This window comes from Flavobacterium inviolabile, from assembly GCF_013389455.1.
Classification (GTDB): domain Bacteria; phylum Bacteroidota; class Bacteroidia; order Flavobacteriales; family Flavobacteriaceae; genus Flavobacterium; species Flavobacterium inviolabile.
Genome location: NZ_CP058278.1, coordinates 2510364 through 2528774, shown reverse-complemented (window position 1 = coordinate 2528774; position 18411 = coordinate 2510364). Strand labels below are relative to the sequence as shown.

Annotated in this window: 16 protein-coding genes; 1 reads left to right on the top strand and 15 read right to left on the bottom strand. The window is 40.0% G+C overall.

What is annotated here, in order from left to right; translation table 11 throughout:
- Positions 1 to 27 precede the first annotated feature (27 nt).
- From HW120_RS11310 to HW120_RS11290, 5 genes are all read right to left on the bottom strand, one after another.
- A complete protein-coding gene (locus HW120_RS11310) occupies positions 28 to 975 on the bottom strand; it encodes a cbb3-type cytochrome c oxidase N-terminal domain-containing protein (protein ID WP_177734196.1) in 948 nt (315 codons plus the stop codon).
- An 11-nt stretch (positions 976 to 986) separates the two neighbouring features.
- Positions 987 to 1175, bottom strand: a complete 189-nt coding sequence (locus tag HW120_RS11305) for a CcoQ/FixQ family Cbb3-type cytochrome c oxidase assembly chaperone (RefSeq protein ID WP_177734194.1) — start codon at positions 1173 to 1175, stop codon at positions 987 to 989.
- Between the two features lie 6 nt (positions 1176 to 1181).
- The gene (ccoN, locus tag HW120_RS11300) at positions 1182 to 3377 is read right to left on the bottom strand and encodes a cytochrome-c oxidase, cbb3-type subunit I (RefSeq protein WP_177734192.1); all 2196 of its coding nucleotides are present in this window, start codon (positions 3375 to 3377) and stop codon (positions 1182 to 1184) included.
- A gap of 2 nt (positions 3378 to 3379) precedes the next feature.
- Entirely contained in the window at positions 3380 to 3571 is a 192-nt protein-coding gene (gene ccoS, locus HW120_RS11295) for a cbb3-type cytochrome oxidase assembly protein CcoS (RefSeq protein WP_177734190.1), read from the bottom strand.
- A gap of 131 nt (positions 3572 to 3702) precedes the next feature.
- On the bottom strand, positions 3703 to 6078 hold the full coding sequence (locus HW120_RS11290) for a heavy metal translocating P-type ATPase (RefSeq protein WP_177734188.1): 2376 nt from the start codon (positions 6076 to 6078) through the stop codon (positions 3703 to 3705).
- A 109-nt stretch (positions 6079 to 6187) separates the two neighbouring features.
- Between HW120_RS11290 and HW120_RS11285 the strand changes: the two genes are divergently transcribed.
- On the top strand, positions 6188 to 6868 hold the full coding sequence (locus HW120_RS11285) for a Crp/Fnr family transcriptional regulator (RefSeq protein WP_177734186.1): 681 nt from the start codon (positions 6188 to 6190) through the stop codon (positions 6866 to 6868).
- A gap of 55 nt (positions 6869 to 6923) precedes the next feature.
- Here HW120_RS11285 and HW120_RS11280 read toward each other — a convergent pair whose 3' ends face one another.
- The 10 genes from HW120_RS11280 to HW120_RS11235 all read right to left on the bottom strand — a co-directional run bounded on the left by HW120_RS11280 (position 6924) and on the right by HW120_RS11235 (position 18383).
- Positions 6924 to 7862: an NAD(P)H-dependent flavin oxidoreductase gene (locus HW120_RS11280; RefSeq protein ID WP_177734184.1), complete on the bottom strand. Its 939-nt coding sequence runs from the start codon at positions 7860 to 7862 to the stop codon at positions 6924 to 6926.
- A 13-nt stretch (positions 7863 to 7875) separates the two neighbouring features.
- A complete protein-coding gene (locus tag HW120_RS11275) occupies positions 7876 to 9486 on the bottom strand; it encodes a S8 family serine peptidase (RefSeq protein WP_177734181.1) in 1611 nt (536 codons plus the stop codon).
- Positions 9487 to 9511: 25 nt separating this feature from the next.
- On the bottom strand, positions 9512 to 10699 hold the full coding sequence (gene mnmA, locus HW120_RS11270) for a tRNA 2-thiouridine(34) synthase MnmA (protein ID WP_177734179.1): 1188 nt from the start codon (positions 10697 to 10699) through the stop codon (positions 9512 to 9514).
- 55 nt (positions 10700 to 10754) lie between these two features.
- Entirely contained in the window at positions 10755 to 11501 is a 747-nt protein-coding gene (locus tag HW120_RS11265) for a toxin-antitoxin system YwqK family antitoxin (protein ID WP_177734177.1), read from the bottom strand.
- Positions 11502 to 11625: 124 nt separating this feature from the next.
- On the bottom strand, positions 11626 to 13521 hold the full coding sequence (yidC, locus tag HW120_RS11260) for a membrane protein insertase YidC (RefSeq protein ID WP_177734176.1): 1896 nt from the start codon (positions 13519 to 13521) through the stop codon (positions 11626 to 11628).
- Positions 13522 to 13559: 38 nt separating this feature from the next.
- Positions 13560 to 15176 (bottom strand): CTP synthase, encoded by a 1617-nt coding sequence (locus tag HW120_RS11255; protein WP_177734174.1) that lies wholly within the window; start codon positions 15174 to 15176, stop codon positions 13560 to 13562.
- Between the two features lie 102 nt (positions 15177 to 15278).
- Positions 15279 to 15509, bottom strand: a complete 231-nt coding sequence (locus tag HW120_RS11250; protein ID WP_177734172.1) for a DUF3820 family protein — start codon at positions 15507 to 15509, stop codon at positions 15279 to 15281.
- A gap of 4 nt (positions 15510 to 15513) precedes the next feature.
- Positions 15514 to 15954: a DUF805 domain-containing protein gene (locus HW120_RS11245; RefSeq protein WP_177734170.1), complete on the bottom strand. Its 441-nt coding sequence runs from the start codon at positions 15952 to 15954 to the stop codon at positions 15514 to 15516.
- 3 nt (positions 15955 to 15957) lie between these two features.
- The gene (locus tag HW120_RS11240) at positions 15958 to 16359 is read right to left on the bottom strand and encodes an OsmC family protein (protein WP_177734168.1); all 402 of its coding nucleotides are present in this window, start codon (positions 16357 to 16359) and stop codon (positions 15958 to 15960) included.
- On the bottom strand, positions 16359 to 18383 hold the full coding sequence (locus HW120_RS11235; RefSeq protein WP_177734166.1) for a LysM peptidoglycan-binding domain-containing protein: 2025 nt from the start codon (positions 18381 to 18383) through the stop codon (positions 16359 to 16361). The genes HW120_RS11240 and HW120_RS11235 overlap by 1 nt, the downstream gene beginning before the upstream one ends.
- Between the last annotated feature and the right edge of the window lie 28 nt (positions 18384 to 18411).

Genomic DNA, 18411 nt, shown 5'->3' with positions numbered 1-18411 from the left:
GATGCGAATCCTGCAATATTTTGTTTTTTATTTTAAAGCAACTGTCGCCACTTTTGCGCTGTCTGCCGGTTTTGCAGCAGCATCCGAAGCCGGAGCACTATCGTCTTTCCATACATCTCCTTCGGCTGCTTTACCGTCTTTAGGATTTGTACCCTGCAGACTCAGTACATAACTCGCTACTTTCTGGATATCGGAAGGTTTGATTATCGGTTTCCAGGAAACCATTCCTTTTCCGTCACGTCCACCTTCCATAATGGTATTGAAAACGTTTTTGATGCCGCCTCCTAAAATCCAGTGGTCATCGGTTAAATTCGGTCCGATTCCTCCACCTCCGTCAGCACGGTGGCACGCTACACAGTTGGTTTCAAAAATTGCTTTCCCTGCGGCTAAAGAAGCACCATCTGTTAATAAGGTCACTTTTTCTTTATCCATTAAATCCGGAGCTGTTTTTTTGTATTCTTCAACTGCAATTTTTGCTTCTGCCATTTCTTTTTCATATTCCGCTTTCTGATCGTCGTGTCCTAAAACATGGAACTTGATAAGGTAAATAAAGGCAAAGGCAATACAGGCATAGAAAAGATACACCCACCATGGCGGTAAAACGTTGTCCAATTCTTTGATTCCGTCATAATCATGATCCATCATTAACTCACCTTCTTCTTCCATTTTTCGGGAGCGGGTTAATTTTTGCATTATCCCTTTGTAAAATGCGGATTCTGTAAATGGCTGATTTTCTTCAATTTCTTTTTGCTTACGTTGTTCTTCCGTCAGCAAAGTGTTTAATATATTATTTGTCGCTTTTAAAACCATTTCCATTGCAATCAATACAAATAAGAACAGTAATAAAATCACCGATACCATAGGGTACTTTATAAAGGCAGGTCTGTCGCCGGAGTCGATACAGAATTCCACAGCCATAAAAAAGATGGCAAACAAAACCGGAACTCTAACATATACTGGAAAAAATTTTTTCATACTTCTTACAATTATTGATTGTTTGCTGTGTTTTGGTCCTCAAAAGGGAGATTACTCATTTCTGTAATTTTCTCTTTTTTATAGGTTAATACCCAAATATATAATCCTACGAAAAACAGGAAGAAAATAAGTAATGAGATTATCGGATAAATTTCAATTCCTGAAATAGTCTCCATATTGTGTTTAATAAACTTTAGCATAACAAATTATTTTTGATTTTCAGCTACGTTTTTTACTTTGATATCCGTACCCAAACGTTGCAAATAAGCAATCAAGGCTACAATTTCTCTATCGTGCATCGGTACAAATGTTTCCCCTCTTGTAGCAGCATTTTTCTTACTTTCCTCATAACTTTTCACGAAGTCAGGGTCCGCATGTAAGTTCTTCTCAATTTTCTGGGTTTGTTCTTTGATACTTTTTGAAGCATTTGTTATTTCTTCTTGCGTATACGGAACGCCCAGTTTAACCATTGCACGCATTTTGTCCTGCGTTTTAGAGTAATCCATCGGTTTGTTGTCAAACAGCCATTTATAGCCCGGCATGATTGATCCTGACGATGTACTTTGCGGATCCCACATGTGGTTAAAATGCCAGTTATCTGAATATTTACCACCAACACGCATCAAATCGGGTCCTGTTCTTTTTGATCCCCATAAGAACGGGTGATCGTATACATATTCACCGGATTTGGAATATTCTCCGTAACGTTCCACTTCAGAACGGAATGGTCTTACCATTTGGGAGTGACATCCCACACAACCTTCTCTGATATATAGATCACGTCCTTCCAGTTCAAGCGGTGAATATGGTTTCACACTGCTGATGGTCGGGATATTCGATTTTACAACCAGGGTCGGGATAATCTGTACGATACCACCAATCAGGATGGCAACGGTTGCCAGAATGGTTAATTGGATCGGTTTTCTTTCCAGCCAGCCGTGGAATTTTTCTCCTTTTAATCGGCTGCTTGCTATTTTTTGTAAAGCCGGAGCTTCTGCTAATTCGTCTTCAATTTTCTGACCTACTTTGATGGTCATGATGATGTTGTATACCAATACCAGAGTTCCGATTACAAACAGGGTTCCTCCTATGGCTCTCATGGCATACATTGGCATGATTTCTTTTACTGTTTCCAGGAAGTTACCATAAACCAGGGAACCGTCCGGATTAAATTGTTTCCACATTTGTGCCTGAACAAATCCGGCTACATAAAGCGGTAAAGCATACAATATGATTCCCAATGTACCAATCCAGAAGTGGAAATTAGCCAGTTTTGTAGAGTATAATTGTGTTTTGGTCATTCTCGGGATCAACCAGTAAATCATACCGAATGTCAGGAATCCGTTCCAGGCTAAAGCTCCCACGTGAACGTGTGCTACGATCCAGTCGGTAAAGTGTGCAATTGCATTTACATTTTTTAAGGATAGCATTGGTCCTTCAAAAGTTGCCATACCATATCCGGTAATCGCTACTACGAAGAATTTCAATACCGGTTCTGTTCGCACTTTATCCCAAACACCTCTAAGTGTCAGTAATCCGTTAATCATACCACCCCAGGACGGTGCGATCAGCATTACAGAGAAAACAACTCCTAAATTTTGTGCCCAGTCCGGTAAAGCGGTGTATAACAAGTGGTGCGGTCCTGCCCAGATGTACAGGAAAATTAAAGACCAAAAGTGAATGATGGATAATCGGTATGAATATACCGGGCGATTAGCCGCTTTCGGAACGAAGTAATACATCAGTCCTAAAAACGGTGTGGTCAGGAAGAAGGCCACTGCATTGTGTCCGTACCACCATTGTACCAAAGCATCCTGAACACCAGCGTAAACAGAATAACTTTTCAACGCACTAATTGGTAATTCCAAGCTATTAAAGATATGCAGTACTGCAACAGTCACAAATGTTGCCAAATAAAACCAGATTGCTACATATAAATGACGTTCTCTACGTCGCAAAATGGTCATAATCATATTAATACCAAATACTACCCAAATAAGTGCTATGGCAATATCTATAGGCCATTCCAGCTCTGCATATTCTTTAGATGTTGTATATCCCAGCGGTAACGTTATGACGGCGGCAACAATAATTAACTGCCAACCCCAGAAGTTAATATTACTCAGAATATCACTATACATTCTGGCTTTTAATAAACGTTGTAAAGAGTAGTACACCCCTGCGAAAATGGCATTACCTACAAAGGCAAAAATTACCGCATTCGTATGCAATGGTCTTAGACGCCCGTAACTCAACCAGGAAATTCCATCGGTTAAATTAGGGAATAAGTACATCGTAGCCACAAGGAGCCCGACTAACATTCCCACTACTCCAAAAAGTATTGAAGCATAAAGGAATTTCTTTACAATTTTGTTGTCGTAATAAAATTGTTGCACTTCCATAATTAGTTCTGTTTTTCTATTTTTGTTTCTGTTTTATTCTTTTTTTTCTTCGCAAGCTCATCATCAAAGAGCATTCTTACCGATGGCGTGTAATCGTCGTCAAATTGCCCGCTTCGTACCGCTTTAATAAAAGCATACAAAAAGACCGCAGCAACGATAATACTGATGGAGATTAATATATAAATGACACTCATACCTTAAAATTGTGTTAAACAAAATTACTTTACCCGTTTTTCAAAAAATATGATATTTATCATACTTCTTATTTATTTCGATTCTACCAAAACACTATAAACCAACACCTTACTCTATTCCTCAAAAACTATTATGCTTTCCGGGAGTACAGATTACTCATAACGGTCACAAAGCTTACGATGGTAATGGTGCTTAATGGCATGATAATGGCAGCAACCAGCGGCGACAGGTTCCCGGTTACAGCAAAACTCAGCCCGACCACATTGTACAATAAGGACAAGCCAAAGCTCATCATAATGGTTTTCATGGCGTTTTTGGAATAGTTCAGGAAGTAGCCTATCTTAGAGAACTGCCCGGCATCGAGAATACCGTCGCAGGCGGGTGAAAAGACATTCACATTTTCTGAAATGGAGATCCCGACATTACTCTGCGCCAGGGCTCCGGCATCATTCAATCCGTCACCGATCATCATGACATTTCCGCCTTTGTCCTGCAAGGTTTTGATGAAGGCCAGTTTCTGTTCCGGTTTCTGGTTAAAAATCAGTTCCGTATTTTTGGGCAGTAATCCCGCGAGCGTTTCTTTTTCTCCTTCATTATCTCCGGAAAGTACCTTGATCTTATAGGTTTTATTCAGCTTGCGGAACAGTTGTTCCAATCCGTCCCGGTATTGGTTGTCAAAGGTGAATTTTCCTTTATAAATACCATCAATACTGATATTTACCGACGTTTGTTTTACTTCGTTCTCTTCCTGTTTTCCAACGAAGGAAGCCGAACCGATCTTTATTGCCGCTTCTTTTATTGTTGCCTGTATGCCTTTTCCGGTAATTTCTTCAAAATCGGAAACAACCACTCTTTCTGCATCGGGTAAAAAATCATACAGCCTTCTGCTTAGCGGGTGATTGGAACCACGCAGTACATTTTTGATCAGCATGATTTCTTTTTCATTCAATGACTGTCCGGTATAGGCTATCGAGGACTTTTTATTGGAGGTAATGGTTCCGGTTTTATCGAACACTATCGTGTCCACTTTTGCCATCTGCTCGATCACCGTTGCATTTTTTAAGTAGAGTTTTTTATTCCCCATTATCCGGAGTACATTCCCTAAGGTAAACGGAGCCGTCAGTGCCAGCGCACACGGGCAGGCAACAATCAGTATGGCTGTGAAAACATTAAAAGCGGTGTTGACATCTATGAATATCCAGTAACCAAAGGAAAGGAAAGCCAGCAATAACAGCGCCGGTGTAAAATAACGGCTCACCGTATCGGTAATGGTTTTGTATTTTAAATCGGCTTTTTTCTGGAACACATCATTGCTCCACAACTGTGTCAGGTAACTTTGGGAAACCGTATAGAGCACTTCCATTTCGATAACCCTTCCGATCTGTTTTCCGCCGGCAAAAATTTTATCTCCAGATTTCTTTTCAATCGGGATTTCCTCACCGGTCACAAAACTATAATCAATATAGGCCTTCCCGGATATTAAAATACCGTCAACCGGAATTAATTCCTGGTTCCGGATCAGCAGGCGGTCGCCTTTTTTGATTTCATAAACCTGGGTTGCTTCTTCCGAACCGTCTGTATTGATTTTGGTTACCGCAATCGGGAAATAGGATTTATAATCCCTTTCGAACGAAAGGAAGTTGTAGGTTTTTTGCTGGAACAGTTTCCCTAAAAGCATGAAGAAAATCAGTCCGCACATGCTGTCGAAAAATCCCTGGCCGTAGTCGAAAACAATATCGACCGTACTTCTCACGAACATTACGATAATCCCCAAAGCAATCGGGATGTCAATACTGAGCATTCTGGATTTAATGCTTTTCCAGGCGGATATATAATAGCCCCATCCGGAATAAAAGAAAGCCGGTAATGACAGTCCGAAAATCAGCCATCTGAAAAAGTCTTTGTACTGGTCTATCCAGTACTCGCCTACTTCAAAGTATTCAGGAAAAGACAGGAGCATTATATTTCCAAAGCAAAAAAATGCTACCCCTATTTTGTAAATTAAGCTCCTGTCCACCGTTTTCCTGACACCTTCATAATTTTCCAGGCTTATATACGGTTCATAGCCTATTGAACTTAACAAAAGGACTATTTCTTTAAGATTCGTTTGTTGCGGATCATACGTGATTCTGACTTTCTTCTGCGAAAAGTTCACCTGCGACAGGCTGATCCCTTTTTGAAGTTTTTGCAGATTCTCTAAGATCCAGATACACGAACTACAGTGTATGTGGGGAATATACAACGAAGCGATATGTATTGTGTTTTCTTCAAACTCCAGAAGTTTGGTTACAATACTTTCATTTTCTAAAAAATCATATTTCCCTTTTATGTCTTGTGGTGTCGCTCCGGGCGCCTTTTCGAAATCATAATAGCAGGTCAGGTCGTTCTGGCTGAAAATCTCGTAAACGGTTTTACATCCCAGACAACAAAAAGATTTATCATCAAAAATGATTTCTTCTGCTTTTATAATATCATTACCACAATGGAAACAATTTTGCGTATCCATAAATTTGCTCATTTTACCTGAGACAAAGGTTGTAATTAGGGTAGCAATAAAATATGATATTTGTCATACTTTTGGTATATTTGTATGAACCATTTTAAGGAGAATGTATATGGGGAAATGTGAACAATGTATCGTTAGAGAGTTTAGCTCTTTAAAAGCTTTAAGTAAAGAGGAGCTTTTAAAGATTGCCAGCTGTAAAACGTCTTATATTATTAAAAAAGGGGAACCCATTTTTGAAGAAGGTGATGTTACCAATGGTATCTATTGTGTCAAAGATGGTGTTTGTAAGTTATCCAAACTCAGCCAGAACGGTAAAGACCAGATCGTAAAACTGGTGAAACCGGGTGAGCTTTTAGGGCAACGCTCTATGATTAGTGATGAACCGGCAAACCTGAGCGCTATTGCATTGGAAGACATGCAGGTTTGTTTTATTCCCAAAACCGAGATCCTTTCTTTTTTTAACAACAACAATCAGTTTTCCATGAATGTGATGAAAACGATTTGCGGTGATTTAAAAGAAGCCGATGACCACATGGTGTCTATGGCGCAGAAAAATGTAAAAGAACGCCTTGCCGAGACCTTACTGTATCTGAGCGATACTTTTGGCACTAATGCAGATGGCACCTTAAAAATTCAGCTTTCGCGTGAGGAGTTGAGCAGTATTATCGGTACCGCTACCGAAAGTTGTATTCGTTTGCTGTCTGATTTCAATAAATCCGGGTTAATTGAACTGACCGGAAAGAAAATCAGCATCAAAAACAAGAATCAGCTGCGCAAAATGGCCGAATAGTAACCTATTATATTGTATATAAAAAAAACCGGCAACAGGCCGGTTTTTTGTTTTATCAGAAAGTTGCGGCTTCCTGTTTTGCTTTTTCAAATTCTGCGATAACATTGGCTACAATTACCGAAACGGGTTGTATGTCGTGGATCAATCCGGCTATCTGACCGATCTCCAGTTCTCCTTCCACCAAATCACCTTCAAACATTCCGCGTTTTGCACGGGCTCTGCCTAAGAGTTCTTTCAGCTCTTCCGGCGTCGGGCATTTGGTATATAATGTTTGTACGTCTTCATAAAATTTGTTTTTTATCAAACGAACCGGCGCCAGTTCTTTCAGTGTTAAATGGGTATCGCCTTCTTTTACATTTAAGATCGTTTGCTTGAAGTTTTCGTGTGACGAGCTTTCTTCCGATGCTGCAAAACGGGATCCCATCTGTACACCGTCGGCACCTAAAACCATTGCCGCCAGCATTCCTCTTCCGGTAGCGATACCACCGGCAGCGATTAAAGGAATATTGATTTGTTCCTTTACCATCGGGATCAGCGTTAGCGTTGTGGTTTCTTCTCTTCCGTTGTGTCCTCCTGCTTCAAAGCCTTCGGCTACAACAGCATCCACTCCTGCTTCCTGTGCTTTTAAGGCAAATTTGGAACTGCTCACCACGTGTACAACCGTAATGCCTTTTTCTTTTAGAAAAGCGGTCCATGTTTTCGGATTTCCGGCTGAGGTAAAAACGATCTTTACGCCTTCTTCGACAATAATGTTCATTATTTCTTCAATGTTGGGATACAGCATCGGAACGTTTATTCCAAAAGGTTTATCTGTTGCTTTTTTACATTTCTGAATGTGCTCGCGCAGTACTTCCGGATACATCGATCCGGCTCCGATTAAACCCAGTCCGCCGGCGTTACTTACGGCACTTGCTAATTTATATCCGCTATTCCATATCATCCCACCCTGAATTATCGGGTATTGGATATTGAAAAGTTTTGTGATTCTGTTCATGCTGTTAGATATACTATTTTTTGATTAGTTTTCCTGAAAAGGTGGCTTCACCCGAAACAATGGTGTAGCAATAAATTCCGGAAGTAAACGATTCCAGGGAAATGGTTTCTTCCTGAAGGCTGCTGATATTTTTTTTCATGATTTCCTGACCCAGGCTGTTGTATAGCACAAAACGGGCAACGGTGTTGTCTGGTGACGTAATGGTTATCGTTCCCGCTGTTGGGTTGGGATAAAGGTTAAAGCCGTTTACTGCAAACGAAGCGGTCGATAAGGCTGTATTTAAGGCCTGTTGGAAATCCGGTATTCCGTATCCGTAAAAGTTATCCGGATTGGTATAGCGGTCTGCCGATTCTTTTATGATCTGCACCAGCTGAGCATTTGTTTTATTCGGTAATGCCTGCCATAAGCACGCTACCAGTCCGGCTAATGTGGGTGCCGAAAAAGAAGTCCCGTTATTATAGCCTATTTCTCCGGTTTGTGTTGTAACAACCGAAGCAGCACCCATTGCCATTACATCCGGTTTGATCCTTCCGTCGGCTGTTGGTCCCTGTGAACTAAATCCGGCTCTGACTTCTGAAGCGCTCACCGCTCCTACCGTCAGAACATTGGTAGCATCTGCAGGAGCCGTTATAAATTTCCACGGTTTGGCACCTTCATTTCCGGCGGAAACCACTACAATCATCCCCCGGGTAAACGCGATATTAGCGCCTCTGGTTATAAAGGTGGTATTCCCGTCCATATCCTGATAGGTATGGTTATAGGCCGCATTGGTAAACAGGTTATAGCCCAGTGAAGAGTTGATCACATCAACACCCAGGCTGTCGGCAGTTTCGGCAGCTTCTACCCAAAGGCTTTCTTCTAACGGACTTTCGCTGTTGATGTCTTCCGTAACAAATAAATAATAGGAAGCATCCGGTGCAGTGCCCACCAACTGATTGTCTACATAAGCAGCCATATTGGACAATACCTGCGTACCGTGCTGGAAGCCGGTATAGAAATTGGCATTTCGGTTCACGAAATTATAGCCGCCTTTAATCTGGTTATTGGTTCTTAATCTTAAAAACGGATCGGTGGTATCCACTCCCGGGAAACCGGCATCCATTACCGCAATGATCTTTCCGGTTCCGGTAAAATCCTGCTGGTGCAGTAAATGTCCGTTGAGCATCTGAATCTGTGCTGCGGAAGCACCATAAGGAAAGTTTGTCTGTACATCCAGCGTTTTATTAAACAATCCGGAAGCGGCAGTATTTGTATTTTTATTGGTATTTAAAGTTTTGTTGGCAAAATCGACATGATGAACAAAGGAAAGTGTTGTCAGTCCGTTAATCACCGACTGTGTTCCTCTGATGTGTAAGGCATTCATCCATTTGGATTTTGCCATCACGCTGATTCCGGGAACGGCTGTAATCTGGTCGATATAGTTTTGGTGGATGGGTACATCCTGAATGTCGACCGCAATATTTTGAGCAGCTCTCCTGTCTAACGCTCTTTGTGAAAGCATGGAAAGAGGGTTGCTCAAATAGGTTTGTGCATTGGGCTTATCGTTAAAATAAACCCAGGCATCTTCTTGTGAAAATGTTACTGTGTGCAGTAATACGAATAGAAACGGGAGGATTTTTTTCATGCTTTCACAAATTAGAAAGCGCAATTTAAGAAATTACTCCCGAACCAACTAATTCATCTCCAATATGCCATGAAACAAATTGCCCTTCTGTTATTGCCGATTGCGGTTCTTCGAAAAGTACATACATACCGTCTTCAAACTGGTATAACGTTGCTTTTTGCAATGGCTGTCTGTAACGGATTCTCGCCATTACTCCCATTTTTTCGCCATTGGCTAAAGCCAGATCCTCACGAATCCAGTGTACTTCCGGTTTTTGAACAAATAAGGCTCTTTTGAACAATCCGGGATGGTTATGTCCCTGTCCGGTGTAAATGGTATTGGTCGTTACATCTGTAGCGATAATAAACAGCGGTTCTTTTGTTCCTCCTACATTCAGTCCTTTTCTTTGCCCGATCGTAAAATAGTGGGCACCCTGGTGTTTTCCGACAATTTTCCCCATTTCCGGAGTATAGTCGATATTCTTCGCCCGGTACGCCAGTTCTTCTTCCAGAGAGGCAAAACCGGTTTGGGTCTGGGTATATACGGCATGATTCGCATCCACTTCAAAAATCAAGCCTTCTTTAGGCTGTAACTGCTGTTGTAAAAATTCCGGCAGGCGTACTTTTCCGATAAAGCAAAGTCCTTGCGAATCTTTTTTTTCGGCTGTGATCAGTTCCATTTTTGCGGCAATTTCCCGAACCTGGGGCTTGGTCAGTTCCCCGATCGGGAATAATGATTTTGCCAATTGTTCCTGAGATAACTGGCACAGGAAATACGACTGGTCTTTATTACCGTCTACTCCGGCCAGTAACTGATATACGTTACCTTCTTCTTTTTCAATAATCCCTTTACGGCAATAGTGCCCTGTGGCTACATAATCGGCACCAAGGCTTAACGCTATTTTCATAAATACGTCAAACTTGATTTCACGGTTACACAACACATCCGGGTTGGGTGTTCTTCCTTTTTCGTATTCGTTAAACATATAGTCTACGATACGTTCTTTATATTGTTCGCTTAAATCTACTGTCTGAAAAGGGATCCCTAATTTTTCAGCCACTAAAAGCGCATCATTACTGTCTTCCAGCCATGGACATTCGTTCGAAATCGTAACCGAATCGTCATGCCAGTTTTTCATAAACAGTCCTATCACTTCATAGCCTTGTTCCTGTAAAAGATAGGCTGCCACACTCGAATCCACTCCACCGGAAAGACCAACAACTACACGTTTCATCTATTTCTATACCTTATATTTATGATTCTTCTATTTTTTTTGCAAAATTACATTATTAATTGGTTTTGCTTTTTAACTCGGTCGGTTTCTTTTTCCCGTCCGTATCGGTCTTGATCTTAAAGGTCACATCGTTTATTTTGGCAGCGTTTACTTCTTTAACCAGTTTGTTGTTTTCGTAAAACTTCCAGATTCCGGATTTCTGCCCTTTTTTAAATTGTCCTTTGGTAATTATTTCATTTTTGGAGTTGCGGTAAACAGAAGGTCCGTCAAACAGATTGTTCACATAGGTTGTTTCTTCAATTACCACTCCTTTATCGGAATATTTTTTATACATTCCCTGCTTAACGCCGTTTACATACTGAATTTCTTCGGCTACGGCTTTGTTCGGGTAAAATGCTTTTCGGGTTCCGTTTAGTTTTCCATTGGAATAGTATTCCAGCGTCATGATTTCTTTTCCGCCTTTATGGTAGTATTTCCATTCTCCTTCATATTCTCTGCCCACTATTTTTCCTTCACTGACTTTATTGCCTTTCTGGTCAAAAAACACCGTATAATTGGAACCGTCATTTGCCGAAAAATCACGGGTTGCAATAACAACCGTGGCTTTGGTATTGTCAAAATATTTAAACACGCCCACTTCCTTTCCGTGATCGAAGGTTCCTTCATATCGCGGGTATTTGGTATCGTCGTAAATTCCTTTCCACAATCCGTGACGCTGACCTTTATCGTCGTTCTTATTCGTTTCCTGTGAAAAAGCAATGGTGCTCAATAAGGTGAATATCGCTAAGAATGTTGTTCTCATATTTTTGTAATGGTTTAATTATACTAAACGTATCATCCTGAAAATAATTTTAATCCCTGATGATTAAACTGCTAAAGTAAATAAGGATTGTATAAAAAAAGCATCCCTGACGGATGCTTTTCAATTATTTTTTGTTTTGCTTGGCATTTTTCTGTGCTTCCGCCTGCTCCATCATTTCCTGCATCTTTCTTTGAAACTTACTCTGCTTCTGAGGTTTCGTCTTATTCTCCTGAATCTGAGCGTGAATTTTCTCTTCATTCACAATGTAGTTCTTGATAACCAGCATAATACCGATAGTGATCGTATTCGAAATAAAGTAATACAAACTCAATCCGGAAGCATAGTTATTAAAGAAGAATAACATCATAATTGGTGAAACATAAATCATGATTTTCATGATCTTACCCATATCCGGCATACCTTCCTGCGGAGGTGTGCTCATTGCCTGGTCGCCGGTTGTCATTTTCATATAGAAGAAAATAGCTACTGATGCCAATATCGGGAATAAACTCACGTGGTTACCATAGAACGGAATGTAGAACGGTAAGTGTAACACTGAATCGTATGACGATAAATCGTCTGCCCAAAGGAAGCTTTTCTGTCTTAAATCAAAATAAGACGGGAAGAACTGGAAGAGGGCATAGAAAACCGGAATCTGCATGACGGCTGGTAAACATCCTGCCATAGGATTCACACCGGCTTTATTGTACAGTTTCATTGTTTCCTGTTGTTTCTTCATCGGGTCTTTAGAGAATTTTTCATTCAATTCTGCAATTTCCGGACGCAACACTTTCATTTTTGCCTGAGACAAATATGATTTATAAGTTACCGGTGACATTACCAGACGCACTAAGATCGTGAAGATAATAATGGCGATACCGTGAGGAACAAATCCGCTTAAGAATCCGTAAACAGGGATAAATACATAACGGTTAATCCAACCGAAAATTCCCCATCCCAAAGGCATTACTTCATCCAGGTTCTTGTTGTATGAATTTAATGTTTTATAGTCTGACGGTCCGTAGTACCAGTTCATGTTATAGTTCAACTCTCCGTTTTTGAATTCTAACGGTAATTTTGCGACGAAGTTTTTAGTAAAAACCGTGTCAATTTTTTCATCGTGAACCAGGTTCTCCGATTTTAACTGAGCTGTTTTAAACGGCGTATCTGTTAATAAAATAGACGTAAAGAAATGTTGTTTGAAGGCTACATACGTAACGTTTTCTGCAGATTTCTCATCTAATTTACTGGTTGCGCTTAACGAGTTGTCTTTTCCGCTTTCATATTCGTAAACCAAATCCGTGTATCTGTTTTCATAGCTTACACTTTTTTCGTTGCGGAATGATTTTAACTGCCACTCCAGATCCAGCGGTTTAGCCGTGTTAATAACATTGCTAAGTCCCTGAGAACGGATTGCGAAATCCATCATGTATTCTTTTGGTTTCAATACATAACGGTACTCTAAAAACTGGTTGGCACCGGCTTTTAGTCTCATCGTTAAAACCTGATTGTCCCCTTCTTTTGTTACAGTAGGCTCAAAATAAAGGTCTTTAGTATTTAAAATACGATTGTCCTGAGTGTTGATCTGAAGGTTCAGATTGGCGTTGTTTTGTTTGATTAATTCAACATTTCTTTTTGAATTTTTGCTGAATTGCTCAAAACCGTTAACGGTAGCTTCTACGATATAACCACCTTTGTTAGCGATTTTTAACGTTAAAACTTCATTTTTAATTTCGGTAACGTTTTCTTTTGCAGAAGGCAATGAAGCACTGTATGCGAAAGCTCCCAAAGAACTTTGCAATGCTTTTACGCGAAGTGAATCCGGCTGAGTTGTATCGGCAATTGCTTTGGTAACTGCCGCTTCTTTAGCTTTCTCTACTTTTTCAACTTTAGCTTTTTGAGCATCTTCTGCAATGGATTGTTTCTCTTTGTCGATGTTGTTGTACATCATCCAGATCATCAATCCTGCAATCAAAACAAATCCTAAAATAGATTTTGTGTCTAATTTCTTTTCTTCCATTCTAATCGTTTATTGTTTATGGTGAGTTGCAAAAATTTTTAGCAACAAACTTTATTTTTCACAGCTGCTTCTACAAAATGTACAAACAACGGATGCGGATTAGCTACCGTACTTTTATATTCCGGATGGTATTGAACCCCAATGAAAAACGGGTGATCCGTTAATTCCACTACTTCCACTAAACCGGTATCAGGGTTTACTCCTGATGCTTTTAATCCTGCATTTTCCAAAGCTTCCAAATAGTCTCCGTTAAATTCATAACGGTGACGGTGACGCTCTAAAATATTGGTTTTACCATAAATAGAATGTGCCAGTGTATTTTCTTTTAAAGTACATTTCCAGGCACCCAAACGCATGGTTCCTCCTTTATCGGTAATATTTTTTTGTTCTTCCATGATGCTGATCACCGGGTAAGACGTGCTGTCGTTCATTTCTGTCGAATTGGCATCGGCATAACCCAGAACATTTCTGGAATATTCAATAACGGCCATCTGCATACCCAGACAGATTCCAAAGAATGGAATTTTGTTTTCTCTGGCATAGCGAACCGTTTCTATTTTTCCTTCAATTCCTCTTCCTCCAAATCCCGGAGCAACCAAAATACCATCCAAACCTTTCAGTTTATCGGCAACCGTTTTCTCATCCAGGTATTCCGAGTGAATACTGATTACATTTACTTTGGTTTCATTTGCCGCTCCCGCGTGAATGAATGCTTCTAAAATGGATTTATACGAATCCTGTAATTCTACATATTTCCCTACCAAACCAATGTTAACGGTGTGTTTCGGGTTTTTCAGTTTGTGCAGGAACTCATTCCATTGTGATAAATCCGGTGTTGCTTTTTCCGGTAAATCCAATTTTTTCAGGGCTACTCTGTCCAATCCTTCTTCCAACATTAAGTTTGGAACATCATAAATGGTTGAAGCATCGATAGACTGAATAACCGCTTCTTTTTTAACGTTACAGAATAACGCTAATTTCTGACGCAGGTCGCTTGAAATTTCATGCTCGGTTCTGCAAACCAGAATATCCGCTTTGATTCCGCTTTCCATTAAGGTTTTTACGGAATGCTGCGTTGGTTTTGTTTTTAATTCACCGGCTGCCGCCAAATAGGGCACTAATGTTAAATGAATAACGATACCGTTATTATCACCCAACTCCCACAATAGCTGACGTACCGATTCGATATACGGCAACGATTCGATATCACCAACCGTACCGCCTATTTCTGTAATCACAATGTCAAAATCACCCGACTTTCCAAGCAACTGCATACGTTCCTTGATCTCATTCGTAATGTGCGGAACTACCTGAACGGTTTTCCCTAAAAATTCACCACGACGCTCTTTTTCAATTACAGAAAGATATACTCTTCCTGTCGTAACATTATTGGCCTGTGACGTAGGAACATTTAAAAAACGCTCATAATGTCCTAAGTCCAAATCGGTTTCGGCTCCGTCATCTGTTACATAACACTCTCCATGTTCATACGGGTTCAATGTTCCCGGATCCACATTAATATACGGATCAAATTTCTGGATTGTCGTTCGGTAACCTCTTGCTTGTAATAATTTAGCTAAAGAAGCTGCGATAATTCCTTTTCCTAAAGAAGAAGTCACACCTCCTGTAACAAAAATATATTTCGTCTGATTCATTGTGTTGTTGTTTGTTGTAGTTGTGTAAAAAACTTGGCAAAAGTACAATTATAAATTGAGAATTAATAACTGTAGATTGACAATTATTCGTTAATAAAAGGTTTACGGTTTGGGGAAGTTCTTTTTTATATTCCGGATTAATTCTTCCAGTCCGTTTAATTTGAGTTCATAGACCAACTGCAGCTGTTCGCCAAGCTGCCCTTTTGGAAAACCTTTGTTGTGGTACCAGACAATATAGTGTTCGGGTAAATCGATAAGAAAACGCCCTTCAAATTTTCCGAAGGGCATTTTGGTATGAGCCAGCCTGATGAGTGCTTCTTTATTTTTATCCAAAATATTATTCTCTTCCTATGAAGTCAATTTCATTGTTCTGTGCCATCTTCGGATCATTGCCGTAATCATTTCTTCCATGGTCGCCATCCAGTACAAAATAATACAGGATAATCATGGAACCGATAAACGGTATCAATGCCAGCAGATAGGTCCAGCCGCTTTTATTGGTATCATGCAGTCTTCTTACGGCAACGGCAAACGACGGAATGATCGTTGCCAGTGCAAAAGCCACCAACAGGAAACCTGAAATTCCTATTAATGCTTCCGATCCTGTTACAATAGCAATAATAAATACGATATACAGCGGAACAATAATAATAAAATTACCCAATACATAATACCAATATTCCGAACGACGGGCACGCCCTGAAAAGTTGATGTAATTTTCAATAAACGCTTTTTTCCACCAATCGAAAAAATTATAGTCTTTTTCTGCTTTTACCATTATCTATTTCCAGTTAAATATTATTTCTTTTTTAATATCCGGGTTCAGGCTCAGATAAACCGGACAGGTCAAAGCCGTTCGTTCCAATATTGTTTTTGTTTTATCGTCTGCTTCGATATTCATGTTAAAAGTCACATGAATCTCAGCTATTTTTCGCGGTTCTGCCTGCATAACTTTGGTTACGTCTGCCGTTGCTCCGGAAAAGTCAACATCCATCGTAGCTGCTTTTATTCCCATAACGGTAAACATACAGCTTGCCAGTGCATTCGCCACGGTATCTGTGGGTGAAAAAGCTTCTCCCTTTCCGTTGTTGTCCACAGGCGCATCCGATATAATTTCACTTCCCGACTGCAAATGAATCGACGACGTTCTTAAATCTCCTAAATACGTTACTTTTGAGGTCATTATTTTGCTTCTTTTACAGTTAAATCATCACTATAGTTCATAATATAAACACCGGTATTGTAATAGCCTCCGTTTATATTTGCGTAGTCAAATTTGTTCTCCACCTGCTCCGATGCATTTTCGTTAACCGATTCCCGGAATCCGTTTTCCTGAAACATTCTCACAATAACATCAAAAGTTACATCAAAACCTCTTGTTGCAAAGCGGTTCGGGAAGATGTTGTTTTTCTTTTTAAATGTACCGGCAAAAATAGCCGCTTCCGGAGTTTCGTTATCTTTGGCTACCGAAGGGTACAATAATCTCAGTTTGGTTAAACGGCTCAACGGAATTTCTTCAAAATCCAGGGTTTCGTTTTTCTCCAGCGTTACCAGCTGTACCTGGAATTGCGATAAAGCACTCACCAGAATGTTCAGCGTACTCAGCACCATTACTTTACTTTCCGATTCCAGAATAACAAAATTGGTTTTATCGGCTTCCATCAGGCTTTTGATGTTTTCCAGCGTCACATTTCCTTTTTCGTTTAATTCCGCAAATTTTACCGACGGATAGTTATCTTTTAAATATTGTCTTGAAGAGCCTTTTTTAGGATCGACCACCGCAATGATGTTGCCGTTTTTAGACTTCATATAGTCAAACATTTTCTGCTTCACATCATTCGAATTCGGCATTGCCTGAAACAGGTTCGAATACGGTTTCCCTTTTTCATTCGATAAAGGCGAGATTACCGGAACATTATACTGGTTCAGCAAATTGGCAGCGGTTTCCACATTAGACTGAAAAAACGGACCGATAACGGCATCCGTATTCGCAAAGTTGTTTTTATCGATAATTGCCGCTACTGCCGATGCGTTTTTCGTTTCCTTAGAGTCATAAATCTTAACTTTTAACGGCAGACCTAAGGCTTTAGCCGAGTCGATTGCCACTAAAGCACCCGCATAAAAATCAAGGGTCATGTTCAGGAATTTATCCGTTTTTAAACGTTCCTGTGTAGAACGGATCGAGTCGGATGCAATTTTATCCAGGTTAAAAGGCATGAACAATACCAATTCTTTTTCTCCGTCTTTTTTAAGTGTTTTAACAATATCAACAGAAGCTTTGTTCGTTTTAACATCGTCAAATTTAGAAGTATTCGGCAGTTTTAAAACCATTCCCGCTTTAACACCGTCTTTTAATTCCGGGTTTAAAGAGATCAATTGCTCTTCACTCAATCCTGACGATTTGGTCAGACGATACATGGTTTCTTTAGGTTTTACCTGGTAGCTCAGGTATTTATTTTCTTCGGCAACCTTTTCAATTTCCTTTTCTACGGTTTTCTGTACCGAAGGAACATTTTTGTTCAGTCGTAAATTGTATCCGATTTCCAGGTTTTCTTTTATTCCGGGATTCAGGTCTTCTAATTCCGGAACCGTTAAACCGTATTTTTTAGCAATACCGAATTTGGTCTCTTTTGCTTCAACAATATGGTAAACCGCTTTACCGGAAGCTGTGCCCGATCCGGCAGCTGCCGCTTGTTTAAGCTCCTGCTTCAATTCTTTTTTCTCAGCTTTAAGCTGTTGTTTGTCTGCTTTCGGAGCGGTAAAAGTCAGCACCTGACCAATTTTCAATCCGTCTTTTTCTACAGCAGGATTGCTTTTGTAGATGGCTTCAACCGTGGTTCCGTATTTTTTAGCAATACCGTAAACGCCTTCTTTCGGTTCTACCGTATGTGTAATGGTTACCGTTCCTAAAGTTTCCTTTACTTTTTCTTTAAGGACTTCTTTAGTTGCGGTTTTCTTATCTTCTGTTTTTGCAGTAATTATTTTACCGGAAGCTGTCGGAACCAATATTTTCGAATTTTCCTTTAATCCGTTTTGCGAATCCGGGTTCATCCGATAAATATCGTAAGGCGTTACACTATACTTTTTTGCAATCTGTACTACTGTTTCTCCTTTTTCTACCTTATGTTCTATGTAATTTTTAGTTTGTCCAAAAACAACACCGGACATAAAAAGTCCTGAAATTACAACAGTTACAATATATTTCATACTACTATTTTTAAGCGAATAAGTCGTT